Below are 12,347 nucleotides of genomic sequence, written 5' to 3' on the forward strand. Positions count from 1 at the left end.
GATCACAACTCATTTTGTATGAATAGATTGACAGGGAAGTCTCTCAGCGCGGTATCCAGCCATAGTTCTCTTTTTTTTGTGACTATGGTTTCGCCGAAAAGTCCCTTCCAGGTGTGTAGCGAATCGGTTGATGGCAGGATTAGACGGGTGTCTTCCCAGTTCTGTGCCGGGATCAACGGTGAAGTGGCATTGCCAAGCAAGTGGCAGGCCAACCTGGGTACAAGGACGATAGCACGTTGGTCGTCGCTTTCACGCAGGAAGGCCAGCACCTTTTCGGCGTGCCTGCCATGTACTTCGAGCGCCTGGTAAGTACCCCGCCGGAACAGTTCCACATGTTGTTCGCGCAGGCCCAGGGTACGGGCGATCAGCGCCTGTTTGATGCGGCCGTCGCGCCAGTGTTCGAGCAACTGCGCGGCACCCAGCGTATCGTCCAGGGCCTGGCGCCGGGCGGCGAAATCCACCGCGCGGCGGTTGTCCGGGTCGACCAGGCTGAAGTCCCAGAACTCGCATCCTTGATACAGGTCCGGGACCCCCGGGGCGGTCATGCGCAACAGACATTGGCCGAGGCTGTTGATGACCCCGGCGCAGGCGATGGCCTGGGCGGCGGCGGCGATGGACTGGCGCAATTGCTGGCATTGCGGGTCGAACAGCAGCGTGTCGAGAAATTCGCGACAGGCTGTCTCGTAGACCTCGTTGGGTGCGCTCCAGCTGCTGGCCAGTTTGGCTTCGCGCAGGGCTTTTTGCTGCCAGGCACGCAGGCGTTCGGCATAGGCCTGCAGGCCTGAGCGGTCCTGGGCGGTCAAGTCCAGCGGCCAGCTGCCGAGCAGGGTCTGATAGAGCACCAGCTCATCGCCGGCACTGGGCGCGACGTCATCGCACATGGCCGTGCGCAGCGGCGCGGCCAGCTCGTGCCAGAGGTCGATGCGCGTTGCGTACCAGGCACTGCGTTCGCTGAGCACCGCCAGGCGTGCGCGGCTGTCCTCGCCACGCTTGTGGTCGTGGGTCGCAGTCGCGAGCAGGTTGTCCGGGAAGGTCGCCAGGCGTTGTTGGCAGGCGGCGTGGAAGTCCTCGGGTGGTGCGCTGAAGCGTTCGGGATCGAAGCCCACGTCATTGCGCGACAGCAGGACTGCCGAGCGGTAGAAGGCGGTGTCTTCCACGGCTTTGGCAGCGGTCGGCGAAGTCAGTTGCTGGAAGCGCACGCATGCATGGCGCAGGCGCTTGCGTTCGCGTCCGGGTGGCAGGCGACGCCAGCGTTCGCCACCCAGCCAGCGCTGCAAATGCTCGAGCACCGGCCAGTCGGCCTCGCCCAGGGTGCTGCGTGCGCCGGCGACGGCCCGGGTAAAGAACGCTTCGTCCTCGACCGGGCGACCACAGGCATGGATATAGGTGCGGTAGACCGGGTAGTGCGCGACCAATTCCTGCAAGGCCCGGCGTATGGCGCCCAGGGTCAGGTCGCGGGTCAGCAGGTCGTCACGTGCCACCTGCAGCAAGGCCTGGGCCACCGATTCGCAGTCACCGGCCAGGCTGCCATTGAGCACCAGGTGCCGGGCCAGGCGGACCTCTTCGCTGAAGTCGGCAGGGCGGCCGGTGAGGCTGCTCCAGAGTTCGCCGAGATTGGCCTGGCCCTCGGGGTCATGTTGCAGCAGGGAGACCTGGTTCATGAATTCGTAGCCGGTGCTGCCGTCGACCTGCCAGTCCAGGTGCAGCTGCTCAGTGGCGCCGAGGATTTTCTCGACATAGATCGGCAAGTGATCGAGGGCCGCTGCCAGTGGCCGCTCGGCCAACAGGGCGGTGACCCGCCGGCGCAGCTTGCGGCAATAACCGCGAGGGTCGGCCAGGCCGTCGATATGATCGATCCGCAGAGCGTCGACCAGGCCGCGCCGAATCAGCTCGAAGACCTTGGCGTGAGTCGCTTCGAACACGGCCGTGCGCTCCACGCGCAGCCCACCCAGTTCATTGATATCGAAAAAACGACGCCAGTTGATGTCGTCGGCCGCCGTGCGCCAGCTGGCCAGGCGATAGGGTTGCTGTTCGAGCAATGCGTGCAGGCGTTCGAAACCGTCGGCGTCGCGTGAATCGAACAGGTCGAGGACAACCTGCAATGCGTGGACGTATGCGGGGGTGCGCGCAAGGTCCGCCAGCTCCTGTTGCAAGGCGACGGCCTTGCTGCGTGCCTGGCGCTGGTCTTGCAGAGCGGCGAAGCGCGCCCCGAGTTCGCTCAGGCGTGCATCGCCGCCGGCGCAGAGGATCCGCGCATAGTCCACCGGGCAGATCGGGAAGTGGTGTTGGTAGTGCTCGATGAAAAAGGCACCCCGGTCGGCGTCCAGGCGCAGGGGCATTGCCCCCGCCTGGAGCACGCTGCCGTAGTCGCTGGAGAGAAACGGCAGCAACAGTTGCCCTTCCAGCAGAGGGTCCGGCGAGTGCCACTGGATGTCGAAAAACTCGGCGTAGGGACTGCGTCGCCCCCATTCGAGCAGGTCTTGCCACCAGGGATTGTGCACGCCCACGGCCATGTGGTTGGAGACGATGTCGAGGATCAGGCCCATGCCGTGCTGACGCAAGGCGGCGACCAGGCGTTCCAGCGCCGCTTCGCCACCGAGCTCGGGGTTGATGCAGGTCGGGTCGACCACGTCGTAGCCGTGCATCGAGCCCGGCCGGGCGCGCAGCAAAGGCGAAGCGTAGACATGGCTGATACCGAGCGCGGCGAAATAAGGTACCAGACCCGCCGCATCATCCAGGGTGAAGCCCTGGTGAAACTGCAGCCGTACGCTCGCGCTCAGGGGCTTCATCGATCTCGCTCGCTAGCCTGTTCGCGCGCCTGTGCCAGCAACTCCAGGCGGCGTGCCGCATCCAGGTCGTCGAGCAGGCCCTCGCTTTCCGCGCTGAAGCGCCGACGCCAGTTGGGGTGGGTGTCGAGGGTGCCCGGCAGGTTCGGCTGCTCTTCGATGCCCAGGGCATCTTCGAGCGGCAGCAGCACCAGTGGCGCACGGGTATGGCCGAGGAAACGCACGCTGGCATCGATGAGCTGCTCGGCCTCTTCAGCGTCGCCGCGAAAATTCTGATGATCCTGGGCCAGGATGTGCCGCAGGCCCAGTCGTTCGTGATGCCGGGTCTGGCGCCAATGCTGTTCGGTGTCGGCGTCGATAAGCTTGAGCTTGTGGTTCCAGTCGATGTCGCGCGCGCGCCACCAGCCGTCGAGGGTCGGCAGATCATGGGTCGTGCTGGTGGCCAGGGCATTGTCCGGCCACTCCAGGATCGGTTTGAAATGACCGGCGTGATACTGCTCGAACAGCAGCACGCGCATGCCGAGAATAGCCCGGGCCGCGAGCTTCTCGCGCAGGCCTTCGGGGACGGTGCCCAGGTCTTCGCCGAGGACGATCGCCTTGTGCCGCACCGACTCCAGCGCCAGCAGGCGCAGCAGGTCATCGACCGGGTAGTGCAGGTAGGCACCTTCGCTGGGCGGCGCACCCAAAGGGATGACCCACAGCCGTTGCAGGCCCATGACATGGTCGATGCGCAAGCCCCCGGCATGGGCGAAATTGGCCCGCAGCATTTCGATGAAGGCCCGAAAGCCTTTGCGTTGCAGGCCTTCGGGCGAAAACGCGGAAATCCCCCAGCTTTGCCCGCTGCGGTTGAGGATATCCGGCGGCGCGCCGACGGTAAGCTCACTGAGCAATTCATCCTGCCGGCTCCAGGCCTGGCTGCCGGCGCCGTCGGCGCCAACGGCAAGGTCGGCGATCAGGCCGATGCGCATGCCACTGCTGCGGGCGGCGTCCTGGGCCCGCTCGAGGCTGCGGGCCACCAGCCATTGGCTGAAGGCATGGAAGCCGACTTCATCGGCGTTCTCAGCGGCAAACTGAGCAATCTCCAGGTTGTGCGGGTCGTGCCAGTCGCTGGGCCATTGGCGCCAGTCCTGACTTTTGCCCTCGGCGGCGCAGTGGGCCTGCAGTGCTTCGAAGCGACAATGATTTTCCAGGGCCTGGCCACCGCTTTGGCGAAAGCTGATGAAATCCTCGTGGAGGGGATGCTCGCCCGCACAGAAACCGTCATACAGGGTTCGCAGCAGCAATTGCTTGGCCTGTGCGGCGCCCGGCCAGTCGATCAGGGGCAGTTGCTCAAGACGATGCAACTCGCTGCCAAGTTCGGCATCTTCGATGGCGATGCGCACCGCACGCTCGCCGAGGATGACGCCGGGTGCGGCATACAGGCTGTTGAGGAACAGGCGGCTGGAGGGGGAGTAGGGGCTGTAGCGCTGCGGATCATGGCTGAACATCGCATGCATGGGGCTGATGGCCAGGGCATCGGCACCCCGTTCGGCAGCGCTGCGGGCGAGGACCTCCAGGGCCCGGGTATCGCCGAAGCCGCCGTCGCCAATGCGGCGAAGACTGTACAACTGGGCACTCAGGCCCCAGATACGGGGTGTCGGTTCACCGGCGGCATCGGCCACGCTCCAGCAGCGGGGCGGGGCGACGGCCAGGGTAAATTGCTGGTCGCCCAGAGTCACTACTTGATAACCCACCGGCAGCACGCCGGGCAGGGCCGCCTGGTCGTCCAGGTGCAGATCGAACGCGGTGCCGTCTTCGAGGCTCACGCGGCAGGGCGTCTGCGGGCCGAAATAAACGCTCAGGTTCAATGCCTGGCCAACCTCGACGGTCAGCAGGGGCGGGAGCTTGTGACCCTCCCGGGCGGCTTGCAGTACTTGCAGGCTGGTTTCCACTGCGCCGGCGTCGTCGGCCGGGTGACCCAGCCCCGCCAGGATTCGGCGCAATACCGCAGGCTGTACCCGCTGTGGGCGGCCGTTGGCATCGATCCAGTCCACGGCCAGGCCCGCCCGTTGTGCCAGTAAATGCAGTTGCTCTTCACTCATGGGTCGGCTCCGGTACATAGGATGGGGTCAGGCTGACCAGGGTGGTAAAGCGCGGCAACTGTGTGTCGGATGCAATTTCGGGTGAACTGTGGAACAACCGATGCTCCACCGTTGGCAATGCGGTCGACACGGCGTGTTCGCCAAGGTTCAGGTCAATGCGCAGTTCGCTGCCATCGCCCAGTTGCCAGCGGGCGCTCAGCGCCTTCTCGGCGAGCACCTGGGCACCCAGCGAGCGACTGCCCGGCAGCCTTGCAAACAGCGTGTGCCGACGAATGGCCAGCAGCGCGCGGTAGAGCCGCTGCCAGTCATTGTCGTGGGGCGATCGGGTGAAATCCGGGCGTGAATCGAGGAAGGTCTGCAGCGCATTGGGGTCGGGTATCCGCGCCCGCTGTTGCTCGTCGGCAAAGGTCGCGAAACTGGCGAACTCGTTTCGTCTGCCCTCGCGTACGGCCTGTGACAGCTCACCCGTGTGACTGGTGAAAAACAGGAAGGGCTCGTCGGCCCCCCACTCATCGCCCATGAACAACAGCGGAACCATCGGCGAGAGCAACAGCAGGGCGGTGGCTGCGCGCAAGGCTTGCGGCGGGCACAGCTGACTCAGGCGCTCGCCGAAGGCACGATTGCCGATCTGATCATGGTTCTGCAGAAAAAGTATAAAGGCACCCGGCGGCAGATGGGCGCTGGGCTCCCCGCGTGGGCTGCCCTTGCGGGTCACTTCGCCCTGCCAGGCAAAACCCTGGCCCAGGCAACGGGCCAATTTTTCGATCGGGCGGTCGGCGAAGTCGGCGTAATAGCCTTCGCGCTCGCCGGTCAGCAATACGTGAAGGGCGTTGTGCCCGTCATCGTTCCACTGCCCGTCGAAGACCTCCTCCAGAAGCCGGGCCTGGTTGTGTTCGTTTTCCAGGGTCAACCAGACATGCCGTCCCGGATCGATCTGTGCCCGTACCCGCCGCGCCAGATCAAGGCAAAAGCTGGTGTCATCGATGGCATGCACGGCGTCCAGGCGCAGGCCATCGAAGCGGTATTCCAGCAGCCACATCAGGGCATTGTCGATGAAGAAATTGCGTACCTGGGGCTTGCGAAAGTCGATGGCCGCCCCCCAGGGGGTGTGTTTGTCCTCGCGAAAAAAACCCTTGGCGTAGCGCCCCAGATAATTGCCGTCCGGACCGAAGTGGTTGTAGACCACATCGAGCAGCACCATCAGGCCGAGGCCGTGGGCGCAGTCGATCAGGCTTTTCAGTTGTTCGGGCGTGCCATAAGAGGCTTCCGGGGCGTAGGGCAGCACGCCGTCATAGCCCCAGTTACGATCGCCGGGAAACTCGGCCACAGGCATCAGTTCTATGGCGGTGATGCCCAGTTCGGCCAGGCGCGACAACTGCTTTTCGACCTCGCCATAGCCGCCCATGGCCCCCACATGCAGCTCATAGATGATCGCTTCATGCCAGGGCCGGCCGCGCCAATGGCTGTTGCACCAGGTATACGCCTGCGGGTCGACGACCACGCTGGGCCCATGCACGTCACCGGCCTGGGCCCGTGACGCGGGGTCGGGCACGTCCAGTTCGCCATCGATATTGAAGCGATAGCGGGTACCGGCCGAGCACCGCGTCTGGATCACGAACCAGCCATCCGCCTGGGGCAGCATGGGCAGTGACTGGCCGTTTTCCAGCTCCACGCTGACGTAATACGCGTCAGGCGCCCAGAGGGCGAAGCGGGTGTGCTCCGTATCTACCATGATTGCCCCGTGGGGCCAGGTTTCCATTGACCGAAAGGGCATCCCATCCAACCTCTCAATAGGGGCGGTTGGCACCTACCGCACGCTGGACCAGTTCTTCATAGAGCTTGGCGTAGGGTTCGACTGCCTGGCACCAGTTGAACGGCTGGGTCATGGCCCGGCAGCGCATGGCATTGAGCAGGTCGGGCTTGCCGAAGACATAGAAGGCCCGGCGCAGTGCCTCTTCGTAGCTCTGCACGGTGGACTGGTCGAACAGAAAACCGGTGACACCGTCCTCGATGGTGTCGGCCAGCCCGCCGGTGTTGCGGGCGACCGGCAAGGAGCCGAAACGCTGGGCATACATCTGGCTCAGGCCGCAGGGTTCATAGCGCGACGGCATCAGCAAAAAGTCGCTGCCGGCAAACATGCGCCGGGCGTCGGTTTCGTTGAAGCCGATACGCACGCTGACCTGGCCCGGAAAACGCTTGGCCAGTTCACGCATGGACTGTTCTTCCTCCGGCTCGCCCCGGCCGATGATTGCAATCTGTCCGCCATTGGCGACGATGAATTGCGCCACGGCTTCGGTCAGGTCCAGGCCCTTCTGGTAGACCAGGCGCGACACCACGGCGAACAGCGGGCCCTCGGAAGGTTCCAGCTTGAACAGCTCGCGGACATGCTGGGCATTGACCGCCTTGCCTTCCCAGTCGTTGAGGCTGAAGGGGTGGACCAGATGCGTGTCGGTGGCCGAGTCCCAGCTTTCGTCGATGCCATTGGGGATGCCGCTGAGCAGGCCGTGCAGGGCCTTGCTGCTGAGGAAACCGTCGAGCCCGCAGCCGAAGGCCGGGGTAGTGATTTCCTGGGCATAGGTGGCGCTGACCGTGGTGATATGGCTGGAGTACGCCATGCCGGCCTTGAGGAACGACAACTTGCCGTAGAACTCCATGCCTTCCTGCTGCAAGGCATGTTCGGGGATCGCCAGCTCAGGGCAGCAGGCCCGGCTGACCACACCCTGGTAGGCGAGGTTGTGAATGGTGAACAGGGTCGGGGTCTTCAGGCCGCGCCAGTGCATGTACGCCGGTGCCAGGCCGGCCGGCCAGTCATGGGCATGGACCAGGTCCGGCTTCCAGTGGACCATGCCTTCGCCTGCGGCGATATCGGCAGCGGCCAGGCCCAGGCGGGCGAAGCGGATGTGGTTGTCCGGCCAGTCGCGACCATTGTTGGCGCCGTAAGGCGTGCCTTCGCGCTGGTACAATTCAGGGCAGATCAGGACGTAGATGACCAGTCCATCAGGCATGTCCATACGACCGATCTTGCATGGCGGCAGTGCGGCGTGGCCGCCCAGTTCGCCGACGACGTGGATGGGATTGTCGCTGGCCAATACCTGCGGGTAGCCAGGAATCAGTACGCGAACATCATGCAGGTGACGCATGGCTCTGGGCAGGGCTGCGGAAACGTCGCCCAGACCTCCGGTCTTGACCAGATCGGCGATCTCGGAAGTCACGAACAGAACTTTCTGTTTGTTGGGATTTTCCCGCTGCTGCCCTTGCAGTGCCTTGCCCGTCGAAGCGAGATCCGGCATCGCGGTCTCGCTACCTACCTTGTTGAAATGCTCTCCGTGAGTTTCGACAGCGGCACTGATCATTGTTTTCTCCCGTGCATTAATACGTGTGGCAAAGCACCTGAATTATTGTCCTTGGGTCCCCGGTTCCAAGCGCAAAAGCGCAACGCGACTGGGCGAAGAAAGTGCCCGGTGCGAGTAGACGGATTGGGGTGGGTCGGCAGCGCTTGGGTACTCCAGAAGCGATCGCCTACCTTAAAGCTGACCTACCGGTTATTCAGAAGTTTCGACTTTTTAAAGGCGAATTATCCGAGCGGTAATGGGGCCGAAATCTGAGTGTAGGAGAGATAGTGGCACGGGGGGAATACATTAATTTTTTTGAGCGACTGACGGTGTCCGGAGGCTCTGCGACTTGGTACGGACGTCCTTTGTTATCTGCTTCGGATGCAATCGTTTTGCGCCCGCTCCGCGGTCGAGCGCAGCCTTCGGCAGCGGCTACAAAAGTACGCCGCAACGCCGACTGTGTAGCCGCTGCCGAAGGCTGCGCTCGAGTGCGAAGCGCTCGCTTGGTATTGACCCCACATCGCCCTAAGATGTCCCCAAACAAGGAAAAGGCGCGACTCCCCCATGTCTGAAAAAGACACGATTTCCATGCAATTGGTGCGAGAAGCTTTGTTGCAAAGTTGTGCCCCCGGCGGCGCCACCGAGGAAGTCCTGCTCAAGGCCGGGATCGATCCGGCGTTGCTACAGCAGCTCGACGCACGCGTGGCAGCGTCTTCCTACGCCCGGTTGTGGCGGTTGCTGGCTCGCAGACAGGACGACGAATTCTTCGGCATGGACCCCCGCCGCATGAAGTCCGGCAGCCTGGCATTCCTGTGTCGCGCAGCGATGGCCCAGCCAACCCTGGCCAAGGGGCTGGAGATGGTCCTGGCGTATCTCTCGCTGACTTTCGAGCACCTGCAGGCCGAGCTGGTGCAACAGCAGAGCCTGGCCGAAATCGTCTTGCTGGAGCACGAACAGGAGGCACGCCGGCCCTTCACCTATTTCACCTATTGGATGATCGTGCACGGCGTCGCCTGCTGGCTGGCCGGACGGCGCATCCCGATCCTGGCCATCGAGCTGCGTTGCATCGAACCGGACTTCTGCGACGACTATCGGGTGATGTTTTCCGAGAACCTGCGCTTTGCCCGGCCGCGCACGCGGATGATCATTGCCGCCGATTGCCTGGAGCAGCCGATCCGTCGCAGCGAGAAGGAGTTGCAGCGCTTCCTGGCCCAGGCTCCGGGCAACATCCTGGTCAAGTACCGCGACCCGGACAGCCTGGCCCGGCGCATCAAGGAGCACCTGCGGCAGATCCCCGCCGAACACTGGCCGGAGACCGAAGGTCAGGCGGCGCGACTGTGCATCTCGGCCTCGACCCTGCGCCGCCGCCTGGCCGACGAAGGCCAGACTTACCAGGGCCTCAAGGACAGCGTGCGCAAGGAGCTGGCCATCGTCTGGCTGGCTGAAGCGGAGGTCAGCTTTGCCGAAATCGCCACGCGCCTGGGCTTTGCCGACACCAGCTCGTTCTACAAGGCGTTTCGCAAGTGGTCCGGGTCCAACCCGGGGCATTACCGTAGCCTGATTCTCAACAGTTTTGGCCAAACCAGTCATCCAGATTGACAGCTTTGACCATTGTCCGGGGAGGGCTCTGGCGCGACTATCTACAGAACATTCGTTGTTTGATAAAAATAAAAAACGAGGATTCTGGCGATGCGCGATTACACCACCGCGGCGACACAGTTCGACTACCTGCAAACCGCTGCCGAGGCCCTCGACGGCGACCTGTCCGCACTCAATGCCTGCATCGAATGCTGCGACCGGCACGTGGCCAGCGGGCGCACGGCGTTGTACTGGGAAGGCCGCGATGGCAGCAGTGCCCGCTACAGCTTCGGCGAGCTGCAACAGCAGGCCGCTCGTTTCGGCAACTTCCTCAAGGCCCAGGGCATCGGCCCCGGTGACAAGGTCGCGGGTCTTCTGCCACGCACTGCCGAATTGCTCGTTGCCATCCTCGGCACCTGGCGCGTGGGCGCGGTCTACCAGCCACTGTTCACTGCATTCGGGCCCAAGGCCATCGAACACCGCCTGAGCAACTCGGGTGCCAGACTGGTGGTGACCGACAGCGCCAATCGCAGCAAGCTCGATGAAGTCAACGGTTGCCCGAGCATCATGACGGTTGCCGAAGCGAGTGAGCAGCGTGCGGGCGATTTCGGTTTCCGGGATCAGCTGGCGCAACAATCGGCCGACTGCGAGCCAGTCCTGCTGGGCGCCGATGCGCCGTTTCTGCTGATGTTCACGTCGGGTACCACCGGCCCGGCAAAGCCCCTGGAAGTGCCGCTGCGCGCCATCGTGGCGTTCCAGGGTTACATGCGCGATGCCGTCGACCTGCGCCCTGAAGACAACTTCTGGAACCTGGCTGACCCGGGCTGGGCCTACGGCCTTTACTACGCGGTCACCGGTCCCTTGTCGCTGGGCCATTCGACGACCTTCTACGATGGCCCGTTCAGCGTGGAAAGCACCTGCCGCATCATCCACAAATACGCCATTACCAACCTGGCCGGTTCACCGACCGCCTATCGCCTGCTGATCGCTGCCGGGCAAACCTTCGCTGAAGGCATCAAGGGTTGCCTGCGGGTGGTCAGCAGTGCCGGCGAACCGCTCAACCCGCAGGTGATCCGCTGGTTCGCCGATAACCTCGGGGTGACCATTCACGATCACTATGGCCAGACCGAACTGGGCATGGTGCTGTGCAATCACCACGGTCTGCAGCATCCGGTACACCTGGGCGCAGCCGGCTTTGCCGTGCCGGGCCATCGCATCGTGGTGCTCGACGAGAACAATCAGGAGCTGCCGGCCGGTCAGCCGGGCATCCTCGCGGTAGACCGGGAGCAATCGCCCCTGTGCTGGTTCGGTGGTTACCAGAGCGGTACGACCAAGGCCTTCGTCGGCAAGTATTACCTGAGCGGCGACACCGTTGAGCTCAACGCCGACGGCAGCATCAGTTTCGTGGGTCGCAGCGATGATGTGATCACCACTTCCGGCTATCGCGTCGGCCCTTTCGATGTAGAAAGTGCATTGATCGAACACCCGGCCGTGATCGAGGCGGCCGTGATCGGCAAGCCGGATCCGGAGCGTACCGAGCTGGTGAAGGCCTTCGTGGTGCTTGCCAAGGACGTCGCGCCAAGCCCGGAACTGGCCGAAACCCTCCGCCTGCATGTACGCCAGCGCCTGGCCGCGCATTCTTATCCCCGTGAAATCGAATTCGTCACCGAATTGCCCAAGACCCCGAGCGGCAAGCTGCAACGCTTTATCTTGCGCAACCAGGAAATCGCCAAACAACAAGCTGACGCCGCACACGCGGCCAGCGCCTGATCCAAGGAAACCACCATGCAAATTGCCAACAAGATTTTCCTCGTCAGCGGCGGCGCATCAGGCCTTGGCGCCGCGACCGCAGAAATGCTGGTCGAAGCCGGTGCCCGGGTGATGCTGGTCGACCTCAACGCCGACGCCGTGGCCGCCAAGGCCGCGGCCCTGGGTGCCAACGCACGCCATGTGGTCGCCGACATCAGTCAGGAAGCGGCGGCCCAGGCGGCGGTTGAGGCGACGGTCAGCGCATTCGGTGGGCTCAATGGCCTGGTCAACTGCGCCGGCATCGTGGGCGCCGAAAAGATTCTCGGCAAGAACGGCCCCCATGGGCTGGAAAGCTTCAGCCGGGTGATCAACGTCAACCTTATCGGCAGCTTCAACTTGCTGCGGCTGGCCGCCGCGGCGATCGCCGAAGGGGAAGCCAGCGAAGAGGGCGAGCGCGGGGTTATCATCAATACAGCCTCTATCGCCGCCTATGACGGCCAGATCGGCCAAGCTGCCTATGCCGCCTCCAAGGGCGCCATCGCCAGCCTGACCTTGCCGGCGGCGCGCGAACTGGCACGCTTCGGCATCCGTGTGATGACCATCGCCCCGGGCATTTTCGAAACGCCGATGATGGCCGGCATGACCGACGAAGTGCGCAACTCCCTGGCCGCTGGCGTGCCGTTTCCGCCACGGCTGGGCAAGCCTCGGGAGTATGCCGCGCTGGCGCGGCATATCATTGAAAACAGCATGCTCAACGGCGAGGTGATCCGTCTCGACGGCGCCTTGCGCATGGCCGCCAAGTAATCGACAGGAGAATTCGT

General features: G+C 63.7%; 7 protein-coding genes. 3 read left to right on the forward strand and 4 right to left on the reverse strand.

Going from position 1 to position 12,347, the window contains the following annotated elements:
* Positions 1-2: 2 nt before the first annotated feature.
* From F2S13_RS13770 to glgA, 4 genes are read right to left on the reverse strand one after another with little or no spacing between them, the layout of a single operon-like run.
* The gene (locus tag F2S13_RS13770) at positions 3-2,789 is read right to left on the reverse strand and encodes a malto-oligosyltrehalose synthase (protein WP_166361637.1); all 2,787 of its coding nucleotides are present in this window, start codon (positions 2,787-2,789) and stop codon (positions 3-5) included.
* Complete coding sequence (gene malQ, locus F2S13_RS13775; protein ID WP_166361639.1) at positions 2,786-4,867, reverse strand: 4-alpha-glucanotransferase; 2,082 nt, start codon at positions 4,865-4,867, stop codon at positions 2,786-2,788. The genes F2S13_RS13770 and malQ overlap by 4 nt, the downstream gene beginning before the upstream one ends.
* Positions 4,860-6,641: a malto-oligosyltrehalose trehalohydrolase gene (gene treZ / locus F2S13_RS13780; RefSeq protein ID WP_166361641.1), complete on the reverse strand. Its 1,782-nt coding sequence runs from the start codon at positions 6,639-6,641 to the stop codon at positions 4,860-4,862. Before treZ ends, malQ begins: the two co-directional genes overlap by 8 nt.
* Before the next feature lie 13 nt (positions 6,642-6,654).
* Positions 6,655-8,220, reverse strand: coding sequence for a glycogen synthase GlgA (gene glgA / locus F2S13_RS13785; protein ID WP_166361643.1), 1,566 nt, complete (start codon positions 8,218-8,220; stop codon positions 6,655-6,657).
* A 543-nt stretch (positions 8,221-8,763) separates the two neighbouring features.
* On the opposite strand from glgA, the gene F2S13_RS13790 reads away from it, so the two are divergent.
* The 3 genes from F2S13_RS13790 to F2S13_RS13800 all read left to right on the forward strand — a co-directional run bounded on the left by F2S13_RS13790 (position 8,764) and on the right by F2S13_RS13800 (position 12,330).
* Entirely contained in the window at positions 8,764-9,798 is a 1,035-nt protein-coding gene (locus F2S13_RS13790; RefSeq protein WP_166361645.1) for an AraC family transcriptional regulator, read from the forward strand.
* A gap of 90 nt (positions 9,799-9,888) precedes the next feature.
* Complete coding sequence (locus F2S13_RS13795; protein ID WP_166361647.1) at positions 9,889-11,547, forward strand: acyl-CoA synthetase; 1,659 nt, start codon at positions 9,889-9,891, stop codon at positions 11,545-11,547.
* 15 nt (positions 11,548-11,562) lie between these two features.
* Positions 11,563-12,330 carry an SDR family NAD(P)-dependent oxidoreductase gene (locus tag F2S13_RS13800; protein WP_166361649.1) on the forward strand — a complete coding sequence of 256 codons (768 nt, stop codon included), beginning with the start codon at positions 11,563-11,565 and terminating at the stop codon, positions 12,328-12,330.
* Positions 12,331-12,347: the final 17 nt, after the last annotated feature.

This window comes from Pseudomonas akapageensis, from assembly GCF_011355085.1.
GTDB classification, from domain to species: Bacteria; Pseudomonadota; Gammaproteobacteria; order Pseudomonadales; family Pseudomonadaceae; genus Aquipseudomonas; species Aquipseudomonas akapageensis.

Coding starts and splice junctions, on each gene's coding strand:
- F2S13_RS13770 (WP_166361637.1), bottom strand. CDS start 2,789: ATGAAGCCCCTGAGCGCGAGCGTACGGCTGCAGTTTCACCAGGGCTTC.
- malQ (WP_166361639.1), bottom strand. CDS start 4,867: ATGAGTGAAGAGCAACTGCATTTACTGGCACAACGGGCGGGCCTGGCC.
- treZ (WP_166361641.1), bottom strand. CDS start 6,641: ATGCCCTTTCGGTCAATGGAAACCTGGCCCCACGGGGCAATCATGGTA.
- glgA (WP_166361643.1), bottom strand. CDS start 8,220: ATGATCAGTGCCGCTGTCGAAACTCACGGAGAGCATTTCAACAAGGTA.
- F2S13_RS13790 (WP_166361645.1), top strand. CDS start 8,764: ATGTCTGAAAAAGACACGATTTCCATGCAATTGGTGCGAGAAGCTTTG.
- F2S13_RS13795 (WP_166361647.1), top strand. CDS start 9,889: ATGCGCGATTACACCACCGCGGCGACACAGTTCGACTACCTGCAAACC.
- F2S13_RS13800 (WP_166361649.1), top strand. CDS start 11,563: ATGCAAATTGCCAACAAGATTTTCCTCGTCAGCGGCGGCGCATCAGGC.